22 protein-coding genes are annotated in these 20987 nt (G+C 35.0%); 2 read left to right on the top strand and 20 right to left on the bottom strand.

Annotated elements, in window-relative coordinates; genetic code table 11:
- Nucleotides 1-28: 28 nt before the first annotated feature.
- Nucleotides 29-709 (bottom strand): response regulator transcription factor, encoded by a 681-nt coding sequence (locus tag CLOLE_RS16315; protein WP_013658235.1) that lies wholly within the window; start codon nucleotides 707-709, stop codon nucleotides 29-31.
- A gap of 256 nt (nucleotides 710-965) precedes the next feature.
- Between CLOLE_RS16315 and uppS the strand changes: the two genes are divergently transcribed.
- Nucleotides 966-1610, top strand: a complete 645-nt coding sequence (gene uppS / locus CLOLE_RS16320) for a polyprenyl diphosphate synthase (RefSeq protein WP_013658236.1) — start codon at nucleotides 966-968, stop codon at nucleotides 1608-1610.
- Between the two features lie 49 nt (nucleotides 1611-1659).
- Here uppS and CLOLE_RS16325 read toward each other — a convergent pair whose 3' ends face one another.
- On the bottom strand, nucleotides 1660-3045 hold the full coding sequence (locus CLOLE_RS16325; protein ID WP_013658237.1) for an MATE family efflux transporter: 1386 nt from the start codon (nucleotides 3043-3045) through the stop codon (nucleotides 1660-1662).
- A gap of 280 nt (nucleotides 3046-3325) precedes the next feature.
- On the bottom strand, nucleotides 3326-4162 hold the full coding sequence (locus CLOLE_RS16330; protein ID WP_013658238.1) for a DegV family protein: 837 nt from the start codon (nucleotides 4160-4162) through the stop codon (nucleotides 3326-3328).
- 302 nt (nucleotides 4163-4464) lie between these two features.
- Here CLOLE_RS16330 and nagA point away from each other — a divergent pair, with 302 nt between their 5' ends.
- Entirely contained in the window at nucleotides 4465-5604 is a 1140-nt protein-coding gene (nagA, locus tag CLOLE_RS16335; RefSeq protein ID WP_013658239.1) for an N-acetylglucosamine-6-phosphate deacetylase, read from the top strand.
- 188 nt (nucleotides 5605-5792) lie between these two features.
- Here the strand turns inward: nagA and CLOLE_RS23840 are convergent, their stop codons facing one another.
- The 17 genes from CLOLE_RS23840 to CLOLE_RS16415 form a co-directional block, all read right to left on the bottom strand.
- Nucleotides 5793-5918: a hypothetical protein gene (locus tag CLOLE_RS23840; RefSeq protein WP_270049144.1), complete on the bottom strand. Its 126-nt coding sequence runs from the start codon at nucleotides 5916-5918 to the stop codon at nucleotides 5793-5795.
- Between the two features lie 93 nt (nucleotides 5919-6011).
- Nucleotides 6012-6578: a TetR/AcrR family transcriptional regulator gene (locus tag CLOLE_RS16340; RefSeq protein WP_013658240.1), complete on the bottom strand. Its 567-nt coding sequence runs from the start codon at nucleotides 6576-6578 to the stop codon at nucleotides 6012-6014.
- Nucleotides 6579-6713: 135 nt separating this feature from the next.
- Nucleotides 6714-7145, bottom strand: coding sequence for a GyrI-like domain-containing protein (locus tag CLOLE_RS16345; RefSeq protein ID WP_013658241.1), 432 nt, complete (start codon nucleotides 7143-7145; stop codon nucleotides 6714-6716).
- Between the two features lie 50 nt (nucleotides 7146-7195).
- Nucleotides 7196-8056 (bottom strand): AraC family transcriptional regulator, encoded by an 861-nt coding sequence (locus CLOLE_RS16350; protein WP_041713066.1) that lies wholly within the window; start codon nucleotides 8054-8056, stop codon nucleotides 7196-7198.
- 82 nt (nucleotides 8057-8138) lie between these two features.
- On the bottom strand, nucleotides 8139-8798 hold the full coding sequence (locus tag CLOLE_RS16355) for a YoaK family protein (RefSeq protein ID WP_013658243.1): 660 nt from the start codon (nucleotides 8796-8798) through the stop codon (nucleotides 8139-8141).
- 123 nt (nucleotides 8799-8921) lie between these two features.
- Complete coding sequence (locus CLOLE_RS16360; protein ID WP_013658244.1) at nucleotides 8922-9263, bottom strand: DUF6054 family protein; 342 nt, start codon at nucleotides 9261-9263, stop codon at nucleotides 8922-8924.
- 161 nt (nucleotides 9264-9424) lie between these two features.
- Nucleotides 9425-10216, bottom strand: coding sequence for an aminoglycoside N(3)-acetyltransferase (locus tag CLOLE_RS16365; RefSeq protein ID WP_013658245.1), 792 nt, complete (start codon nucleotides 10214-10216; stop codon nucleotides 9425-9427).
- A 1042-nt stretch (nucleotides 10217-11258) separates the two neighbouring features.
- Entirely contained in the window at nucleotides 11259-12815 is a 1557-nt protein-coding gene (locus CLOLE_RS16370; RefSeq protein ID WP_013658246.1) for a rhomboid family intramembrane serine protease, read from the bottom strand.
- A 129-nt stretch (nucleotides 12816-12944) separates the two neighbouring features.
- A complete protein-coding gene (locus CLOLE_RS16375) occupies nucleotides 12945-14315 on the bottom strand; it encodes a phenylacetate--CoA ligase family protein (RefSeq protein WP_013658247.1) in 1371 nt (456 codons plus the stop codon).
- A 3-nt stretch (nucleotides 14316-14318) separates the two neighbouring features.
- A complete protein-coding gene (locus tag CLOLE_RS22040) occupies nucleotides 14319-14954 on the bottom strand; it encodes a TetR/AcrR family transcriptional regulator (protein ID WP_013658248.1) in 636 nt (211 codons plus the stop codon).
- A 180-nt stretch (nucleotides 14955-15134) separates the two neighbouring features.
- A complete protein-coding gene (fliB, locus tag CLOLE_RS16385; protein WP_013658249.1) occupies nucleotides 15135-16304 on the bottom strand; it encodes a flagellin lysine-N-methylase in 1170 nt (389 codons plus the stop codon).
- Between the two features lie 10 nt (nucleotides 16305-16314).
- On the bottom strand, nucleotides 16315-16584 hold the full coding sequence (locus CLOLE_RS16390) for a hypothetical protein (protein WP_013658250.1): 270 nt from the start codon (nucleotides 16582-16584) through the stop codon (nucleotides 16315-16317).
- A gap of 138 nt (nucleotides 16585-16722) precedes the next feature.
- Complete coding sequence (locus tag CLOLE_RS22045; protein WP_013658251.1) at nucleotides 16723-17496, bottom strand: hypothetical protein; 774 nt, start codon at nucleotides 17494-17496, stop codon at nucleotides 16723-16725.
- A gap of 697 nt (nucleotides 17497-18193) precedes the next feature.
- Nucleotides 18194-18430, bottom strand: a complete 237-nt coding sequence (locus CLOLE_RS16400) for a hypothetical protein (protein WP_013658252.1) — start codon at nucleotides 18428-18430, stop codon at nucleotides 18194-18196.
- A 163-nt stretch (nucleotides 18431-18593) separates the two neighbouring features.
- Nucleotides 18594-19022: a Fe-S cluster assembly sulfur transfer protein SufU gene (gene sufU / locus CLOLE_RS16405; RefSeq protein ID WP_013658253.1), complete on the bottom strand. Its 429-nt coding sequence runs from the start codon at nucleotides 19020-19022 to the stop codon at nucleotides 18594-18596.
- Entirely contained in the window at nucleotides 19012-20247 is a 1236-nt protein-coding gene (locus CLOLE_RS16410) for an aminotransferase class V-fold PLP-dependent enzyme (protein WP_013658254.1), read from the bottom strand. The genes sufU and CLOLE_RS16410 overlap by 11 nt, the downstream gene beginning before the upstream one ends.
- Nucleotides 20244-20987: a SufB/SufD family protein gene (locus CLOLE_RS16415; protein ID WP_013658255.1), complete on the bottom strand. Its 744-nt coding sequence runs from the start codon at nucleotides 20985-20987 to the stop codon at nucleotides 20244-20246. Before CLOLE_RS16415 ends, CLOLE_RS16410 begins: the two co-directional genes overlap by 4 nt.

The following is a 20987-nucleotide window of genomic DNA, read 5'->3' on the forward strand; positions in this document are numbered from 1 at the left end:
AAGAGGTAAAGAAAAAGTTAATTCTTCTTTACCCTCTATAAAGTCTATAGCCCAGTCCCCATACGGTCTCTATATATTCTGCTTCTGCATTTACTTTCTTTAGTTTGCTTCTTAAATTACTCATATGGGTTTTGACTGCATTATCATCCCCTAGATACTCTTCATTCCAAACAGCTTCGTAAATATTGGCTTTAGAAAATACCTTATTAGGATTATTAAGTAATAACTCTAACATTGAATACTCTTTAGCTGTTAATTCTACTTCTTGCCCATTTACAGTTACTCTTTTATCTTCTTTCTCTACGATTAAATCTTTATAAGACAGCACTTCTGCCTCTTTCATCTGCTTATGTGCTCTCCTTAACTGTACCGCAACTCTAGCTGCTACTTCTCCTAAATCAAATGGCTTGGTAATATAGTCATCTGCCCCTAATTTAAGTAAATCAATTTTAGTCCCTACCATATCTTTAGCTGATAAGATAATAACCGGCACATCTCCCCATGTACGAATTTCCTTTAAAATCTCATCACCACTTTTATAAGGAAGCATAATATCTAATAGAATCAAGTTAAACTCACCACTTTTAGCTAATTTCGTTCCCTCTAACCCATCAAAAGCTGAAATCACCTCATATCCCTCGCTTATTAGCGTTTCTTTTAATAATAAATTGACATCTTTATTATCTTCTATAATTAATATTTTTTCCATATAGCTCTCCAACCTCATGATAGTTATTGATTTCTTATCAAACTAAATTAATTAACTATTAATAGTATTCTATCATATATTGTCCCAAAATAAAAAGGAGTAAAGGTGGACTTATATCCATCCCTATCCCCCAAAATGATTGTAACAAAAGATCCTCCTCATTTCTTGACCTAAATAGGCAAATCTATAAGTTACTAACTGATTAAATCTTTTGTCTTCTGGTAATACTTACCCTAAAAAAGGAGTTTAACACTTTATGAGAATTCCAAAACATGTTGCCATAATTCCTGATGGTAATAGACGCTGGGCTAATGAGTCTGGTCTTGAAAAGCACCAAGGCTATGAGCATGGGTTAAATCCAGGGGTAGAGGCCCTTCGCCTTGCTAAAACTTACGGTATTGAAGAACTTACCTATTATGGTTTTACTACTGATAATTGTAAAAGGCCACCTGTTCAGGTTAAAGCCTTTGTTGATGCCTGCATAGATGCCATTAATCTTATTAAAAATGAAGATGTTCGCTTATTAGTTGTTGGCAATACCCAGTCTCCTATGTTTCCTAGTGAGCTACTTCCTTATACCAAAGAGCGTGTTGCTTTTGGCACCGGAACCACTAAAGTTAACTTTCTTGTTAATTACGGTTGGGAATGGGACCTTGGACATATGCATACAGATACTACTAATCGTCATACCATTATGGACTGCCTTTGCTCTAAAGATATCTCTAGAATTGACCTTATTATCCGTTGGGGTGGAAGAAATCGCTTATCAGGTTTACTTCCTGTTCAATCGGTTTATGCTGATTTTTATACCTTAGATGAAATGTGGCCTGAGTTTTCTAAAGACCAATTTTCCCGGGCAATAGAATGGTACAATAAACAAGATGTAACCCTTGGTGGCTAAAAGGGTTACATCTATAAACGCTTCTAATATAAAATAATTCTACAATTTATTATATCACTTGTTTTTCTGCCCATTTGCCGCTAAAGAATCTTGTGGAGAATATAATGCCTCTAATAGTCCAATCAGCAAACATACCAATCCATACTGCTATTGGCCCAAAGCCCCATACCTTACATAAATAGACACATAGTGCCACACGGCATAACCACATGGTTAGAGTAGATACAATCATTGAAAACTTCACATCTCCTGCTGCTCTCATACCATAAGCAGGAATAAAAGATAATACCCATACAAAAGGTTTAACAATTGTTATAGCAATCATCATTTCAAAACAAAGCTTTGCGCTTTCTGCTTCCATACCTGCTAGATAGGTAATAGGCTTTGTAATGGCCATGGCAAACAAGCAAGATAAAATAATAGCCACTTCGGCATAGCCTGTCAACTTTACTATGTAATATTTTGCTTCTTCTTTTCTTCCTGCGCCCATACACTGCCCAACTATAGTCATTAACCCAATACCTATACCAATTGCAGCTATTCCATTAACTGTTTCTAAAATATTGGTCATTGCTTGTGCTGCAATAGCAGCTGTACCTAGTGTAGACACGGTAGATTGAATAGCTAATTTACCAAATTGAAACATACCATTTTCAATGCCCGCGGGCACACCAACAGATAAAATCATACCGATCAGTGGAAAATCAGGTCTTATTTTTAAATACTCATTAAGTACAATAGGTTGCTTAGGTTTTCCTAGAAAATAAAATACGACCATACAACAAAATATCCTTGAAATCAGTGTAGATAGTGCAGCTCCCGCAACTCCCATATGGAAGCCAAATATTAAAATGATATTGCCTATAATATTAAGTAGATTTGAAACAACAGCTATTTTCATAGGAAATTTAGAGTTACCTCCGGCTCTATAAAAAGCAGAACCTGCATTAAACAAAGCTATAAACGGATATGATAATACTGTAATCAAAAAATAGACCTTAGCATCTGCCATAACCTCAGACTCGACTTGTCCAAAAATAAAACTAAGAAGCCAGCTTCGACAACTAATTAAAAGAATGGTTAATGTAACCGAAATAACCACCATTGTTAACACAACTTGCCTCGCTGCCTTATTAGTTCTCCTTTCATCTCCTCTACCTAGAAACTGTGAACAAATAATGGTAGCACCAGTTGCCATAGCTGAAAAGACTTGAATCACTAAAACATTAATAGAATCCACCAAAGAAACTGCCGATATAGCGGAACTCCCTACATTACTAACCATCATGGTATCAGCCATACCCATAAAAGAGTTTAAAAGCTGTTCTATAATAATAGGGAATAATAATACCCATAATGCCTTGTTACTAAATAGCTTATTATCGCTATCAATCTTTGAACTATCGTATAATCTGTTTTTTAATGCGCTAAACATCGAGATCCTTCTTCCGTCTTTTATTTATTGATTAATCTATATTTTTTATTAATTTTCATTCTAATATATCATACCTCCTAAGATAAGACAATTTATTTAAATTTTATTAACTTTATACTCATTAATTGCTTTACTTTTTTCTCTCAATCAATTAATATTTCATCTTAGAATATTCTAACTTTAGTGTTTTATATATATAATAGCGGTATAGAAGTGAATATGAAAAGAAATCCTATGCCGATTATACACAGCATAGGATTTCTTGCTTTATTAGTCCTTTTTATTTGGCTATAAACGCCACACCTACTGCCCCTGGTCCTACATGTGTTCCCACTGTGCTTCCAATGCATACCGTGCGGTTATCATTAATATTATACTTTTCTTCAATCATTTCTTTCAGCGATTTAAGTGATGTTTCCGCCATAGAATGAGCAAACACTACGCAGTACTGAGTATCTATTTGATGTTCTTCTAAATAATGAGCAATAAACTTATACATTTTTTTCTGTCCACGTTCTTTTCCTAATACCTGAACAATACCGTCTTTTACTTGTACAATAGGCTTAATACCAAGTGCAGTTCCTACTACTGCACTTGCCGCTGAAATTCTACCGCCCTTTTGTAAATACTTAAGTGTATCTACAATAGCAATTAGCTTTACTTTATTTTTGAGTAGTTCTATCTCTTCTACAATCTCACTTGCACTTAATCCTTGATCTCTTAATTTAGAAGCTTCACCTACTAATAATGCTAAACCAAGTGTTACATTTTGAGAATCTATCAGATGAATTTTGTCTGTTTCTAGCATCTCTTTAGCAATCACTGCTGATTGATAAGTCCCGCTTAAATGAGAAGATAGTAAAATAGCAATGATTTCATCTCCTTGCTTTAAATACTCTTCAAATGCATTTATAAACGTATCTGGATTAATCTGAGTCGTCGTTGGTAATTCTTTTTCTGTTTCTAACTTCTGATAAAATGCTTCAACTGATAAATCAATACCATCTGTATAATGAGTTGTTCCAAATAAGACTTGTAATGGAATAACGGTAATGCCTAGTTTCTCCTGATCTGCTTTTGTTAAATCACATGTACTGTCTGTAATAATTCTAATCATCTGAATGCCCTTCCCTCATGAATTCTTTCTTAATTATTAATCTATCTATTTTTACTTATCTTTATTCGTTTTATATTTACTTTGACTTTCAAAGTTTTATTTATCATAACTTTTTTTAATATATTTGTCAACATAATACCATTTCCTGTAATTTATATTTTCAGCAGCAAATACTGTATTATACCAATATAATAATCCTGTGTTTTTATCTCTTTTTGTCTAGTCATGAGATAAAGCTTGAAGTCCCTTTTTTCAATTGCTATCATAGTTACAAGGTAAATACTATGATAAGGAGAATGATTATGCTTATAAAAAATGGCCTTGTTTTTACTGATTCTTGCTTATTTGAAAAAAAGGATATACTCATTTCGAAGGATAAAATCTCTAGACTTGAAGAATCACGCTCATTTCATTCCTCACTATCTTCTGACTCATATGATGCTTCAGACTGTTATATCATTCCAGGCTTAACTGATATACACTTTCATGGTTGTATGGGATATGACTTTTGTGATGGCACAGATGAAGCGCTAGAAGCAATTACTACTTATGAATTAAGCCAAGGTATAACAACCATTTGTCCTGCCACTATGACATTGCCAGAGGAAAGCCTACTTAAAATTTGCCAACATGCTGCTAACTATACACCAAAGACCCTCGGTGCAACCATATGCGGCATCAATCTAGAAGGTCCCTTCCTTTCTTATGCAAAAAAAGGAGCACAAAATCCATCTTACCTTCGTTGTCCAGATCAGGCTATGCTTTCTAGGTTATTAGAAGCCTCTAATCATTTAATTAAATTAGTAGCTATTGCCCCTGAAGAAGCCGGAGCCTATGAATGTATTAGTGCCTTTAAAAATCAAGTCTCTTTTTCTATTGCTCATACCACCGCTGACTATGCTACTTCACTAAAAGCTTTTGAAGCTGGTGCTAATCATGTGACTCATCTTTATAATGCTATGCCAGCCTTTTCTCATCGTGCTCCTGGTGTAATAGGGGCAGCTTTTGACACACCTCATTGTATGGTTGAACTTATTTGCGATGGTATTCATATCCACCCTTCTGTAGTTCGTTCGACCTTCAAACTCTTTGGTGATGACCGTGTTATATTAATTAGCGACAGTATGATGGCCTGTGGTATGCCTAGTGGCACTTATAGCTTAGGTGGGCAAGCTGTCACAGTAACTAAAAATTTAGCTACCCTTAAAGATGGTGCCATTGCAGGTAGTGCAACTCATTTAATGGACTGTTTGCGGATTGCCATTAGCATGGGAATACCTATAGAAAGTGCTATTAAAGCAGCTACACTCAACCCAGCTCGTGCTATTGGTATTGAAAAAAACTATGGTAGTATCACTCCTGGTAAGATTGCTCATCTTGTTATACTCAAAAAAGATCTCTCCATTAAAGATATTTTCTTTAGTGGTATTCTTTTAAAGTAATAGTTCTTTCAAAACCTTCTTATTTCTTAATTGCTTATGTAAGCTATCTTAAGCAAATTATAGGCTTAGGCCCATTTGATGTCTATCAAAAAGACCTATGAAACTAGTTGAAATCTCTAGCTTCATAGGTCTTTTATTCGGTGGACTTTACAAGTATTAATGATGCGAAAGTCCCTTTTATTATAACCTTAAATTAAGTGGTATCTTTCAAGTAACTCCTCGATGATCGTTCCTTGGATTTTCTTTAAACTAGCTTTTTCTACAAGCCCTGCTAAAAATGGTAGCTTAATGTCTGTAAGTTTTTTGCCATCCATCCTTTTTGAAGTAGAATCTAATAACACACGTACATCATAGCAAGAACCAAATACTCTGGAACACCCATAATTTATACATTCTAGGTGATCTGTCTAGATTTGATGGTCACTACGGTATTTTTCAAGGGATCTCGTAATATTGCCCTTCATCAAAATACTAAGCTGCTCAATAATATGCTCAGGATCTTCTTTCATACCACTACTAATCCATTCTAACATCAAGCCCACAAAACCAAACTTATAAAAATGTGCTATAGCCTGCTTATCTTCTTCACGCACTTTCATTCCTACTGCTTTTTCTTCTACTACGCCAATCAATAAGCCATAAGTGACATCATAAAGATAATGCTCTAATTGATCACGCCTTACAGAATGATAGGTATTCATAACTAGTTCCTTATTCTCTAATACATACTCAAAGATTTGCAAAAAGCCTTGCTGCCAAGTATTATACGTTTTTTTGCCATCAAGTGCCTTAGCTGCATCTGTAGCAAAAATCCATTCTACTAAATCATATATATCTTGAAAATGGTAGTAGAAGGTCTGTCTATTCACTTCACAGTCTTCTACAATATCTATCACTGTAATTTTATCTAATGTTTTTTGAGTTAACAGCTTTTTAAGTGATGCTGCTAATGCCTTTTTTGTTGTTTGTGCCATTAACTGTCCCCCTTCAAATGCTCTATAAATTCTTCCCTTTATTTCTTTAAAATATCAAACTTATTATATCAAATCTCTCTATTAAAACCAACTTAATTGTACTTATAGCTTTCGTATAGGAAAGAACATATACCACTAATTTTCTTCAGGACATTTGAAATCATGTACCGCACCGGCAAGAGTAATACCCTTTTGTTTCAGATATGCTATGACTTCTTTAAAGGTATCGAGCCCTTCGCTTTTAACATAAATATACTCATATGAAGGAATAGTCCATTTTACCCAACCCTCTGGCGCTTCAGCTGTATCATTCACCTCAATCCCTGCGAGATATAATCCTTTTGTGAAATTATCTTCCCAAGGTTTAAAGGAGTGTGTCACATCTGACATAGCTCCCCAAACGCCAAGAATATGTCCATTTTCGTCTGTTTTCGCTAGGCCCCCTACTTCATTAAAATGAGTATTAGCATCATCCCATAGTCTTTCAACAAATGCATCTCCATCCATTGTAGAACCCTCTTTTCCTATTACAGAAAAAGATTCTTTTGTACATGTTTTAATCTCCATTTTATCCTCCTCTATATACAAGTCCACTATATTATTTAATAAATATAGACTTATGGCATTTTGATAATTGGAATCCAAATCTCACTCTTATAATCCTCAGCCATACAATCACCATTACTATAGCATTCTAATTCTGGTACTTCTGCATGCTCATAACCAGAGTTAGGAAGCCATTCTGAAAAAATTCTGCCCCATATATCTTGCATGGTATTAGGTAAAGGTCTTATAGGTCCAATGACTTCAAAAATAGCCCATGTAGAAGCTGGTATTGTCATTTCACACATCACTTCTGGACATGGTTTATCGGTGATAACACCTATCCAGTAATCAAAACCATCATTATACATGTCCCCGCACATACCTACAACTTCTCCTGATACTGATAAACTTTTGAGCTTTTCCATTTTTTCTTTAGGAAATTCATCCCACATTTTAGGTATTTCTTTTAATTGACCATTATCAATAGTTGAAAACCATTTTTTAACCCCTACGACACGCATTGCTTCATTTTCTTGAATCTTATAATTCATAGCCGCCACTCCTTTAATGGATAATATAAAAGTAATGGGTGCATATGATTTTAGAAGTACACCATTTTCTCTAGCCTTTGAAGGAGTCACTAGGTGTAAAGCCTTAAACGCCCTTGTAAAAGCATCAGAAGATTGATAACCATACTTTAAAGCAATCTCTAATATACTTTGATCACTATTTTTAAGGTCAAAGGCTGCTAAAGTTAGTCTTCTTCTTCTAATGTACTCAGAAATAGAAACATCGGTAATAGACATAAACATTCGCTGCAAATACCACTGTGAACAGCCTGCTACTTTAGCTACTTCTGCGTAATCAATTTTCTCACCCAGATTTTTTTCAATATACTGTATGGCTTCATTCATACTATCTAATAAATTCATATAACCATCACCTTTATTAAAGTATAGTACAACTTTCTTAATTCTTCCCGACATTCTATGTAATATGCTGTAGGATAGCACTTTAGCTTTCTTTTTTATGCATAAGTAAAATAACAATTCCTAGAAGTATTATCGAAAATAATACCGCCTTTAGTAAAAATAGTTTAGCTAAAATAGTTCCTATACAAGCTCCGATAATAAAGAATAAGATAATGCAAAAATACTGTAGGCTTTTAAATAAAGCTTTTTGATCCTTATTTTTTCTATAATAATAAAACAGCTCTGTGCCACTTCTTAAATTGCCTGTACACATAGTTGTTGCATAAGGACTCCCCTCTACTTTTCTAAAGCTTTCAACTTGCAGCGAACATACAAAAGCAATAATTGCATTAGCCACCATATTTTGAGTATCTGGAATAAAAGCGACTATGAATAGCGTTATGCCTTCGATAAGTACAATAATCTGTCTCCAATGTACGCTCTCTTTAGTTTTATACTTATTTTTTATAACTTCTGCAACAATAATTCCTATGATAAATGCAAGAATAGGAATCAAATAAGTAAGTGCCTTTTTGATATTTCCTTCTGAAAGTGTTATCCCTAACAACACAATATTTCCAGTCTGTGCATTAGCAAAAACACCTCCTCTGGTTAAATAAGTATACACATCTAAAAAACCTCCTACCATTGCAAGCAAAGAACCAACTAGTAAAGTTTCTGACATTTGTTTAGTCTGTTTCAATTGACATTTCCCCTTTATTTCTTAACACTACTACACTTATTCATTCTTAAAATTCGTAGATACAGCAAAATCCCAAGCCATCTTTGTAGTAATCTCTGGATGTCTTAGGATTCATAAAAGTATTTAATATTTACTATACTGCTTCACGACCTTAGTAATACAATCTAAAAATGCTTCTTCACCTAAAGTATTAATTTTAAATAATACTGCTTGGCTACCTCCTGCTGTAATTGCAGATAAAAAGGAACTCTCATTATTCCCCACTAACGTAATATTAAGGCTTACACGATTTCCACCTAGCATACTATATCTTTCGTATACTCTAACAGCACACCGGATATCATTAAGCACATAATCACTACTACCTTCTTTGGTGGCAGACATGCTACCTCCCATTATCTTCTTTTCTAATGCATCTAAAATTTTATTAAAATCACCCTGTAACTGACATTCTAATTGAGCCATAACCCCCACCTTATCTTGTCAAATTTTTATGATATCAAACAACTTAACTATTATTTAAAAATTTATCTTAGCGCCTCTTGCTCATAAGTTTATATTAATCATTTAAAAGTTTCAATATTTTTTTCATAATCCACTAATTCCGATAAATATCCTAAGCCATGTTATTTTCTATATTGCTCTATCCACTCTATTGCAAAATCAACCAATTCTCTTTGCTTCATAAAACGTAACTGCGCATTTCCAAGACTAACTTTATTTACGGTCATTGTTTCTTCAAAAGCTTTTCCTATCTCTTCAAAATCTTCTCCATCTACATAAAGTGTTGAGTAAGTGACCCACTCTCTTTTGCCATTAACCATCATAGCACTACTATTTTCCTCCATGTGCTTTGATGGGTAGTTTGCCCTCACATCAGCTAAATGAAGCGAAGTATTTTTATCATATCCTGTTCCTAGTAAAAGAACATAACCATCTATTTCATACAATTTTGCTAATGGGGATGTCTCACCAAAAATATCACTTAAGTCATGTTGGCTTACAAGATACTTGGCATTTTTTCCATAAGCAGCTACTGAGCGTGCTGGATGGTCACTTCTTAAAGTACCTGGCCACTTACGAAACATTTCTGCTACAGCCCCCATGGTATTAGTTGGCGTAATATCTTTATCATACGCTGGCCAATGTTCCCTTATTAAAGGCCACCATTTTTCAGGTTCCTCCCAATGTACACCATAGGATGGGTCTAAATTTTTCCAGCTTTGAGTAGGCATCATAATGGTTCCTTCTTCTCCAACGCCCTCTAACAGTGCCTCTATAATTACTTGAGCACCTCCACATACATAACCAAAACTGCTCAAAGAGGTATGTACCATAATACTCTGTCCTTTTTCGATACCTATACTTTGTAACCCTTCTAATAAATCTTGCTTTAAAATAATTGGTCTCTCATTCATCATATAGCTCCTTCCTCTTTCTCTTTATTCATATTCAAAAATTCTATACTTATTTAGTGTTAAGATGAATATACATCTAGAGTTTTACATCTACAATAGGTTAAACGTGTAACCCCATATGAAATTAATAATCTCATTTTGTTTATTTTTTTGACTGTGCAAATAGAAGTTTGTCTCAGTGCTTATGAGGAATGACATTTGGGAGAAAATGAGGGAGAGGGCTACCTTCCAAAGTTCCGGGTCAAATTTTTTGAGGCACTAGGCTCACTTATTTGGATGAACGCACGAAAACTCCCCATGGTCAGACACTCGTGCTAAAACCCATCCAAAACATTCGCCAAGTGCCTCTAAAAAATTCTCCCAAGTCACTCTTCCAGGTAGCCCTCTCCCTCATTTTTACAAACGTTTTTGAACTCATAAACTTCTAGGACAGTAGCGCAGTGAGGAAAATAGAAAATTTTATTTTTTATTAGGGATTCGGATTTTTGACCACATATACATAAGTGTAAAAACAAAATAAATAACTTCCCACGGCAAATTACCACAGCTTCAACCTGAGGAACTGACCGGGTCAGCCAAGTCTCAATCTATTGTTATAGGTACCTCTGGACTTAAGGAAAATGTTCACTTGTGCGCTGCAAGGAAGGCGCCACTTATAAGTTGTTTTAAAGGTTTTTATACGTAGCATTACCAAATAAAGTTTTAAACCAGAGTCTTAAAGCCTTAGTTTCCTATCATAAGGGTGCACCGGCTAAGACGATAAGAGCTCCTCACTCATTGGTTTGACTTTCATAGCTAGTCTAGTAGGCACTAAGCTACAATGCATACGTGCTGAGGAGCCATTTTGCGCCTTGTTTAAGGTCTATTAGCTAGTTATAAAAGTTAATTTCAAGAGTCTGGAACAAAAAATAGCGTCACAAGTATATAGAATACTTAGGGCGCTATTTTTGCTGTCTCCAATTACTATAAATAAAATGAATCAGCTTTTCTTTTTTCTTGAAAACACTTTTGGAAAGTCCACGACCAATTTCTATTTCTACTTCTATTGATTCTCATATTGCTGGATAATACTTAGTAGTTGCTGAATCTGCTCTGCATCAGCACCTGCTGCTTCCGCTGCTGAAAGTTCTTCTTTTGCCATCTGAAGTTCCCCTTGATCATAATAAATGATACCTAACATGTAATGTCCATCTGCTGGACTTAAGGCTATCAGCTGATTACAATACGGGATAGCTTCATCATACTTTCCTTGAATACCTTGAGCTCTAATAAGTGACCATAATGCTATTATTTGATTATCCTCATATCGTGAGTCCATATCTAGTATATCTTTTGCTATTTTTTCTACCTCATCCCATTTTTCCATGTCTTCTAGTTTGTCTAAGGTATTCATGTTACGAATGATTTTACTCTCGCTATTATTAAGGCCATAGGCTATACCCCCTACAGTCAGTACACTAAGTACTATCACATATAATAGCTTATTAAAATACCAATGCTTTTTCTTAACATTTGAAAGTATGCCTATAGCTAAAAAACCACCTATAAGGCCGCCTAAATGAGCAAAATTATCTATTCCTGTACTTGAGAAACCATAAACTAGATTAATAAGAATAGTAGTAATAATACTACTTCCAAAGTAAACCTTAAATTGAAGTGGTCTTTCTAAGCCAAAGTATAATAATATACCCATTAAACCAAATATTGCTCCAGATGCACCTACAGAAGGGCCTGGTACAAATAAAAAGCTACATAGATTTCCTAAAATCCCCGCAATGAGATAGCTTGTGATAAATCTACCTCGTCCATACAGGCGTTCTACTAAAGAACCTATGATATATAGAGAATAGCAGTTAACTAGTAGATGCATCAAACTACCATGTAGGAATATAGGTGTAATGAATCGCCAATATTCTCCTTCTAAAATCAAATTGTTAACCTTAGCTCCAAATTGAATAATCAGCTGTCCATAACTTATGCCTGATGTTCTTTCATATAAAACCAACGCTAAATACACCAAAATATTAATCGCAATAAGCCCATAGGTAAGTATTGGCTTTTTAACTTGATAGGTGATTTGATAATCTTTCTTCTTGTCCAAAACTAAAGTTTCAATTGGTACTTGATCATAAGCTTCTGCTGAATCTTTCTCCACTACATAAGTGATTAATTTTAAAAGTCCTCTATCAGTACTAGGCCTATTAAATAGCTTTTTAACTTCTTTACTGCTTGTATCTACTACAAAGCTTTTAAAAGCCTTGGGTTCTGTTTCGTGATTCCTTTGGCTTTCCTCGATTAGCTTTAGCTTCTCTTCATCGATACCATTTGAAAAAACAAATAAACTATACGCAAAGATTCTGGTCTGTTCTCCCATACGTAATAACGTTCCATCTTTTTGCTCTAACCTCTCATTGATTATATCAATAGAACTATTATCTCCATCAATAATCTGTATATAAGTAATACACTGACTATCTTGCTTAAGGAGAACATTTACACTCGGATCAATGATCACCCTGCCTTCTTCATTTGGTACAAGAATATAATCTTGCATAACTATTAATCTTTTTATGAGTTTCTCTATAAACGTTTGTTCCATGATTTCCTCTCTTTACTTATTCAATAATCACCATTTATTCCTATCTTCTTATTAAATAATAAGTGTCTTTATTTACTATTCTATTATACACACTTTTCTTGTATTTTTAATGAACAATAATGACAACTCCTAACCTTTTGATTGGTTAATGATATGCTTAAATTTACCGCTCTTTGGATGCTGCTTAGGATATTCATCTGAAAGGATGCATGTTACTGTTTTTACACCATGAGTAGCTAAAAAGTCTTTTAACACTTGCACAGCTTTGTCAAATACTTCATTTATATTAACATTTTCTACTGGAATTAAGCGAAGTTCTATTTGATTACCTTCATGAATAACCAACTGAAAGCGCTGTATTCCATGAATTTCCTTTAAAGTAGCATATAGTGCAAGTGGAGGTATTTTTATAATTTGTCCCTCTTCTACAAAAATAGCCACATCATCCATACGTCCCTCTAATGTAAGCCAGGGCATTGGATTACCACACTTGCATTTCTCATGGTGCATTCTAACACGGTCTGTTATCTCATAACGAATGAAGGGCTGTGTATAATTAAATAGATTCGTCATTAAAATTTTATCTGATAATACACCATCTTCTACAGGTTGATTATTCTTATCTACAGGTTCTACAATAACCCAATCTTCATTAATATGAAAATGCTGTTCTGTGCACTCACAAGCTATAGTACCCCCTTCTGTACAGGAATACGAAGTTTGAACATAACATTTAAAAACCTCACTTAATCGTTCTCTTAATGTATTAGAAAGATATTCTCCTCCTGTCATAATAAGCACCGGCTTAATATGTAATCGACCACTTAATTGTTCTTCTATTAATGATTCTAATACTGTAGGATATCCTCCAAGCATAGCGGGTTGAAAGCTATTTAATTCTTCTACAATCTGTTTTACAGGTAGTAAGGCGCTAGTGACTGCTATTTGCTTCTTTTTCCAAGGCATAGACAAAAGTCTGGCACGAACAGAACTATTTCCTAAATAAAAACCTCCAGTCGCAAAAACTCCTATTGTCTTTCCTCTGCGACGAAAAAAAGCCTTTAAATCACTTTTTCTCGCAAAAGTTCTCCCTGCATTAATGGCTCCCATCATATTATTAGTTGTTCGATCACACAAGCTCACAAGCGGATTTCCTGTAGAACCACTTGTGGTAAATACTAAATATTCTCCTTGAAACTTACGACCGATGTTATCTAGGTTCTCCATAAATACACGAATATCCTCTAGCTTAACTTTTCTGTCTGTCAGCCACTCATCAAAATGTGCCATAAGCTCGCTCTTATTGACAGGTGGTAAATCTGATAGTGTATAGTCCTCTTCTAAGTCTTTATATAACTGATTATAATAGGGACTATGAGTTCTTGCATAATCTACCATCTCATGTAGTCTTTTATGACGTACTTGACTTTTTTCAGTCTCACTTAGTTTTTGATACTTAGCACATAATCTCATACCCTTTATCAAGCCTATTTTCTTCATCTACTACTCCTCCCCTACAATACCATATAGCATGCAATCTAAATATGCTTTCAGCTCCTTCTTAATTTCACCAGCTTTTGCAAAAAAGTCATCTGGTCGTTCCTTATATAACTCTAAATAGTGGTTCATTACTGCATTAACATACACTAAAAATGCTGCTGTCACTTTAGGATTTTGTGGTTCTCGTAACTTCAACGTAGATACTGCTCTTGTCATGGTTTTAGCTGATTCTTCTTTTCCCTTTAGAATATAGCGCATCAGTAGTTTACTTTTTTCCTCAAATACATCCTTACTCATTTCTCTAGCTGCCATATTCACCACTCTCATTTCCTCTGGAAAAACTAAACACTGGTTAAACTTATGGTCCATAGCCGAGAAAATAATCTCATAAAATGCTTCACCTTTAGTCTCCTTCGTTTTTGTCATAAGCCTCATAAGTGCTTGCTCTAAGCAAACTAAATACAAATCCTTCTTACTTTTGAAGTAGTGAAAAAGTAATCCTTTTGAAATGCTACATTGCTTTGTTATTTGATCTGTACTGGCTTCTTTATAAGGTTTCTGTGAAAATTCTATTATTGCACTTTTTAATATGGCTTCTCTGCGTTGCTCACTTATTTTACTTAGTTGTTCCTCTTTCATCTTTAACCCCTACATCCATTTTTCTGTTTTGTGTTTATTTTCTATCAATTATACTTCGCATTGACTCATTAGTCAATTTAGTTCATTTAGTTTATTTTATCCAAAAGGGCTGATAAGAAATAACGCTGTTAGCACAGCTTCATTTCTTATCAGCCCTTTTATTTACTTAAGTACTATCTATTAAATTTTTTCATGACCAACAACAAGCGCTAGGTATCCCCACTCCCAAATAATACTTTCAAAGCTATTTTCTAAGTACTCCTTGATATCACTATGGTCATAACCTGTTATTCTTGAAATCACTGTTATATAGTCACGAACCATAGTATAAGTCATTTCCTTACTACCTCCTGATAACCATTTTAAGAAAATCCCTTGCTTAATAACACTATATTCTAAGGTAATCCACTCAAAAGCAATGATTAAATCTTCTAGTGTCATATCAGGCATCAATGAGTTACCAAAAAGTTCAGCTACTAAATAATTTTTGAATAGTTTTTCATAAGGAATTAATTGTGCTTCAAAGTCTTTTAGCTTTTCTAAAAGCTCTTCATCAGAATATTCTTCTTCTAATGACTCTGCTAATACTGAAATCTCTTCTATATAGTTAACGTACAGCTTTTGCTTTCGGTAGTTCTCTACAATATCTAAGAAAAGTTCATTTCTTTCAAAAAAGGTATCCATTACGTTAAATTTCATGTTTCTAATAGCCTCTACGATAGGCTCTAGATATTTTTTTGCTGAATGACTTTTAATCTGTTCCTGCGTTAACTTTTTCTTCGTCTGAAGGTCTAAAAGTGCATAAAATAGCATCATTAAGCGTTCTGGCACCGAATAGCTCTCTTCTTCCATAACTGCTATCAGCATATCACGTACGGCCATTAGTACTTCATCACTTTGTTTGCTGCTTCCTTCTTGCTGAAACTGGAGTTTTCCTTCATTTTCATTTAGCAAATCTACTACTGCTGGGCAACAAGAAGCCAGCGAGTACTCTGTTCTTTCTCCAAATTCATTGATCTGTCTTGGAAAAGTAGTACAGGTGTCTGATAAATAAGCCTCACCTAACTCAATAACCAAATTGCAAAGCTTTTTTTGATTTAAAAACGGACATTGCTGATCCTGTTTTAAGGCCACAACATAACCATTTTCATCTTTTTTTACACAACTACATAACTCAAGAGGTTCCTTATTTTTACCAGCTTCTGTTACTCCTTGTAATTGAACTCCCTGCCATTTTTGATGCGTCTCATCATCTACAGCAATTCGCCATTCCTGGCAGCAAGATAAAGAACACTTGTCTGCAATGCACTTAAACTGGTCATAATAATTTACTTTAATTGTATTACTCATGCCCTACTCCTTATATCCAGTCGTCTTCGTCTCCGCCTGTAATAGCAAGACTTAAAAGCTTATCCCACATTTCTATTTCTTCACCTTCTATTATTTTAACTAGCTGAGCCTTAGAGGTGATTTCTTCCATGACTTCATCAGGCCCAATCTCAGGGTCAAAATCCTTTTCACAGTAAGGACAATCTATAATTTCTTCTAAGTGCAAAGATAAAAATCTAGTGCCACATTCATTGCATTCATAATAGCCACATTTTTTAGTTCCATCTGGTACGTAATACATTATCTCTATTTCCTTTCTTTTTTACTACTTTAAACTTTTTTGTTACAGTCTGTCTTATCATAACTGTAATATACATTTTCCTATCACTTTGACCTTCATTATGATAGTACCTGAGTATTTTTACAACTGCAACTCATATTAATGAGTCTCATCTATACTAGTTGTTTGAAAGGTCTCTACTAAATGTTCAATGACAGCATCATATGCTACCTCTTCCTTTGCTGGATAACTTATAAGAAAGGTATTCATTGATCCTGTCCCTACCACGACTTTCTTATAGAACATCTTATCGTCTTCTGTCCAAGATAGTACATACCAATCATCCTTTTGACACTGATATATAATATTCCTCAAACGACTACATGCCTCTTCATATACAGTCTGAACTGTCTCATCCAATACATTATTAATCCCTGATATAGTTAGCTCTACTCCTTTATCAGCATTTCTAAAAATAATGCCATCATTGTTTTCTGGTAGCATCTTATCATTAAATATATCTGGATATTCTATAGAAAACTGATATCTATCATTATGATAAGCTAAATAGACTACCTCTGGCGTGGTGCTACTCTCTGCTTTGATTTCCTCTTTATCTTTGGCTTCCTGTCTAAGCCCAGCATCATCAGTCACTCGGTTATCTCGACCTTCTATTTCTTCTACATTATAGTCCTGGTCTTCACTCATTTTTTCTCCGCTACTCTCAGTATTATTGTTCTCTCCTCTATTTTCTTGTTCCTTATTAGCTGCCTGTTTGTCTTGGAACGAATGAACTACTAACTCACTCGGCTGCAAATACTCTAGCTTCTTCTCCTTTGATAAATAAATGAAGAAAACAATACTACATAGTGCTACCGTCACTATTGCCGTAATACTGACGCTTACTGTTATCAGTTTCTTATTATTTTTCATGTTCATCTCCCCATTGGTCTATTTTTATAATCTCATTATATCTATCCGTTTATTATGATAAATAGAAATTTGTCTTGGCGTTTATGAGAAGTACGTCTGCGAGAAAATGAGTGGGTATGGGTGCCTTCCGTTGTTCCGGTTCACACTTTTTGAAGCACTAAGTTCACTTATTTAGATGAACGGCAGAACTCACTTCGTTCAAACAGCTGCCTAAAACCCATCTAAAACGTTCACTAAGTGCTTCTAAAAAAATGCTCCCAAGTCACTACTCCAGGCACCCATACCCACTCATTTTCACAAACGTTGTTGACCTCATAAACATCCAAGACAGTAAAGCAGCGTGAAAAGAAGGCGTAACGACAGTTAAAAAATACTCAAAGCCGGGGGCAGGCGCCCAAGGCAATAACGTATAAAGCTTCCCATAAGTCTATTTAGCCAAGAAGTAGCTCTGTAAGGAAGCTAGGGAGCCTTACAAGCATTATTGATCTCTTAAGCGTTCAAACCCCTAAGTGAGAAGTGCAGAAAAGAGATAATAACAAGTTTTGTTTTTTCTTGAAAACACTTAATGGAGGCGACTTTACGCGTTATTGCTGGTAGAACTGAGAGAGGGTGGCTGTCCTAGCGGAGCGGAGCCACGTAGGATAGTCACCCTCTCTCAGCTTTGCCCAAATAGCCTAGTAAGGCCACCGACAAATTTCTATTTGTAGTAGCTACAGCCACTACTAGGTCTTTCCTTACTTTCACTTACATAAGTAGCTCTAAATGCTTGGTTAAGTTCAGAAAGTTCTTTTTCTCCATTAATATAAGGTTCATAAAAATCATAGCCATATCTGCCCCCACCATCTTCACAACCTAAATCACTATAACCAAGTGCATCTTTTACAATCTTTTCTCTTTGTTCTTTTGTTGTATTTTTAATTAAATATTGCTCCATATTATGCCTCTTTTCATTCATATGCTCTTATTATATCACAGATACTACATCGAACAAATTACACTCTACAATAAAATCTTAATAAAGGCCCTTGCTACTTATCATCATAGCAAAAGCCCTTTATTTTTATCTCTTATTCTTAGGTTCATTTTTATTATCTCTTTTATAGCTTTTCTATGGCCTTTTTAAGGGTATACCAAGATAGCACTGCACATTTTACACGTGCTGGCATAGTAGAGATGGACTGGAAGGTCATAGCATCTTCAAGTACAGCTAGCTCTTCTTCTGAGGTAATTTCCTTTTTAATCATTTTAATAAAAGTCTCTGCTAGCTCCATTGCTTCATCTACTGTCTTTCCTTCTAAAAGCTCAATCATCATAGAAGTAGAGGCCTGAGATATAGCACAACCTACACCATGAAATCTCATTTTTGCTACTTTCCCATCTTCAATACAAATATCTAAATGGATATCATCTCCACAAGAAGGGTTATGTCCCCTCTCTCTTATTGTTGCTTCCTCTAACTCTCCCTTATAAGGAGAATACTGACTATGCTCTGCAATTAACTCTGTATAAATCAAATCAAGGTTCAAGTCTCATCACCCTCCTTACTTCTTTTAAGCCTTCTATTAAACGGTCTACATCTGATGAGCTATTATACAAATAAAAGGATGCTCTACAGCAAGCTGGCACATGTAAATAATGCATCAGTGGATGAGCACAATGGTGACCTACTCGAATAGCAATTCCCTGTGCATCTAATATACTTCCTACATCATGTGCATGTATGCCTTCTACATTGAAAGCTACTACTCCCACCTTATCTTCTAAACTGTCTCCTAAAAGCTGAATATAAGGAAGGTCTTGAAGTCTTTTTATTGCATAAGCAGCTATAGCTTGCTCATGGGCTTCTATACGGTCCATTCCTATATCCTTTAAGTAATCTATAGCCGCACCTAGTCCTACAATTCCTTCTACATTGATGGTACCTGCTTCTAATCTAGAAGGAAGGTCTGAAAAAGAAACACTCTGTTCCTCTACATATTCAACCATGCCTCCACCTAATAAAAGAGGCTCTAGCTTTTCTAAATGATTGAGCTTTCCATATAGAACACCTACACCAGTAGGCCCTAACATCTTATGAGCTGAAAAAACCATAAAGTCCGCATCCAACTCTTTCACATCTACCTTACAATGTGGCACACTTTGTGTCGCATCTACAACGAGAATGGCACCTTGCTCGTGAGCTCTTTTTGCCACTTTTTCTATAGGTATTTTGTAGCCTAGCACATTAGAAACATGTGCTACAGCCACAACCTTAGTCTTATTTGTTATCTTTTTTTCTATTTCTTCTTCAGTAAGCTTTAGGGCATCATTTAAATACATATACTTTAAATGCGCTTTTTTTAGCTTTGCTATACGCTGCCAGGGTAATAGATTGGCATGATGCTCAGAAACAAGTAATACTATTTCATCCCCATCTTCAATCTGTGTATAGCCTGTCGCAATCATATTTAAACTTTCTGTTGCAGATCTAGTGAAAATAATTTGTTCCTTTGACGCTGCGCCTATAAAATCTCTCACCTTTTCTCTTGTATTTTCCAAGGCTTCATAGGCTCTTTCTGCTAATACATGACCACTTCTTCCTGCATTAGAATACTGATGCAATACATAGGTTCTTGTTTTTTCTAGTACAGCTAGTGGTCTTTGAGTAGTGGCTGCATTATCCAAATAAACTAAGGCTTGTTCATTAATGATTTCACCGAGAATAGGAAAGTCAGTCTTTGGAACCAAAGTTTCTAATGCAAGTTGTTTCATTTTCCTATCCTCCTACTTATTTCATTTGAAATGCTTTCTCTCATTTCCACTTCTTCTATTTCATCTAAAATAGGAGCAAGCTCAGCTTCCACCATGAGACATTTGCTTTGTTCTTCTGATAAACCACGACTCATCAGATAAAATAACTTATCTTTTGAAAGTTTACCAGAAGATGCAGAGTGATTTCCCATAATATCATCCTCATCGCACCAGAGCGCTGGTACTGCATAGGACTTAGCGTTAGGGCTTAATAAAATAGCATCTTCTATCTCAGAACCTTTAGCTCCTTTAGCCCCTTGTTTGAAATATAAATTTCCCTTGAAATCTTTATGTGCTTCATCTTGAAGTGCTCCTTTTACAATGACATCAGAAATCGTTCGTTTGCCTTTATGGAACACATCATATGCCATCATATGAGTTGTTTGTTCATCTATGAGATAACCTGCTTTTAGTTTACACCTTGAACCATCTCCATTAAGATAGATGGTAATGCTCTCTTTATTTTTACCCTTTCCTAGGTAAAGCGTCGTCAGCTCTAACTTGGCATCATCTTCTAGTTCTACGCTGAGCTTAAAAATAGCCTCTTCTTCTTGATTAATCTCATTAATCATCGCTAATTTTAAATAGGAACCTCTACCGAGGGTAATATGCTTTTCCTTACCAGACATGTCTTCTTTTATAATGAGTAACTGGCTTTGCTTTGTATAGTCTTCTATATAATTAGATTGTAACTCCGTCAT

The organism is Cellulosilyticum lentocellum DSM 5427 (assembly GCF_000178835.2).
Lineage (GTDB): Bacteria > Bacillota > Clostridia > Lachnospirales > Cellulosilyticaceae > Cellulosilyticum > Cellulosilyticum lentocellum.

Excerpts from the sequence above, each read along its gene's own strand:
- CLOLE_RS16315 (WP_013658235.1), bottom strand. The coding sequence starts at position 709 with ATGGAAAAAATATTAATTATAGAAGATAATAAAGATGTCAATTTATTA.
- uppS (WP_013658236.1), top strand. The coding sequence starts at position 966 with ATGAGAATTCCAAAACATGTTGCCATAATTCCTGATGGTAATAGACGC.
- CLOLE_RS16325 (WP_013658237.1), bottom strand. The coding sequence starts at position 3,045 with ATGTTTAGCGCATTAAAAAACAGATTATACGATAGTTCAAAGATTGAT.
- CLOLE_RS16330 (WP_013658238.1), bottom strand. The coding sequence starts at position 4,162 with ATGATTAGAATTATTACAGACAGTACATGTGATTTAACAAAAGCAGAT.
- nagA (WP_013658239.1), top strand. The coding sequence starts at position 4,465 with ATGCTTATAAAAAATGGCCTTGTTTTTACTGATTCTTGCTTATTTGAA.
- CLOLE_RS23840 (WP_270049144.1), bottom strand. The coding sequence starts at position 5,918 with ATGGATGGCAAAAAACTTACAGACATTAAGCTACCATTTTTAGCAGGG.
- CLOLE_RS16340 (WP_013658240.1), bottom strand. The coding sequence starts at position 6,578 with ATGGCACAAACAACAAAAAAGGCATTAGCAGCATCACTTAAAAAGCTG.
- CLOLE_RS16345 (WP_013658241.1), bottom strand. The coding sequence starts at position 7,145 with ATGGAGATTAAAACATGTACAAAAGAATCTTTTTCTGTAATAGGAAAA.
- CLOLE_RS16350 (WP_041713066.1), bottom strand. The coding sequence starts at position 8,056 with ATGAATTTATTAGATAGTATGAATGAAGCCATACAGTATATTGAAAAA.
- CLOLE_RS16360 (WP_013658244.1), bottom strand. The coding sequence starts at position 9,263 with ATGGCTCAATTAGAATGTCAGTTACAGGGTGATTTTAATAAAATTTTA.
- CLOLE_RS16365 (WP_013658245.1), bottom strand. The coding sequence starts at position 10,216 with ATGAATGAGAGACCAATTATTTTAAAGCAAGATTTATTAGAAGGGTTA.
- CLOLE_RS16370 (WP_013658246.1), bottom strand. The coding sequence starts at position 12,815 with ATGGAACAAACGTTTATAGAGAAACTCATAAAAAGATTAATAGTTATG.
- CLOLE_RS16375 (WP_013658247.1), bottom strand. The coding sequence starts at position 14,315 with ATGAAGAAAATAGGCTTGATAAAGGGTATGAGATTATGTGCTAAGTAT.
- CLOLE_RS22040 (WP_013658248.1), bottom strand. The coding sequence starts at position 14,954 with ATGAAAGAGGAACAACTAAGTAAAATAAGTGAGCAACGCAGAGAAGCC.
- fliB (WP_013658249.1), bottom strand. The coding sequence starts at position 16,304 with ATGAGTAATACAATTAAAGTAAATTATTATGACCAGTTTAAGTGCATT.
- CLOLE_RS16390 (WP_013658250.1), bottom strand. The coding sequence starts at position 16,584 with ATGTATTACGTACCAGATGGAACTAAAAAATGTGGCTATTATGAATGC.
- CLOLE_RS22045 (WP_013658251.1), bottom strand. The coding sequence starts at position 17,496 with ATGAAAAATAATAAGAAACTGATAACAGTAAGCGTCAGTATTACGGCA.
- CLOLE_RS16400 (WP_013658252.1), bottom strand. The coding sequence starts at position 18,430 with ATGGAGCAATATTTAATTAAAAATACAACAAAAGAACAAAGAGAAAAG.
- CLOLE_RS16410 (WP_013658254.1), bottom strand. The coding sequence starts at position 20,247 with ATGAAACAACTTGCATTAGAAACTTTGGTTCCAAAGACTGACTTTCCT.
- CLOLE_RS16415 (WP_013658255.1), bottom strand. The coding sequence starts at position 20,987 with ATGACGGAGTTACAATCTAATTATATAGAAGACTATACAAAGCAAAGC.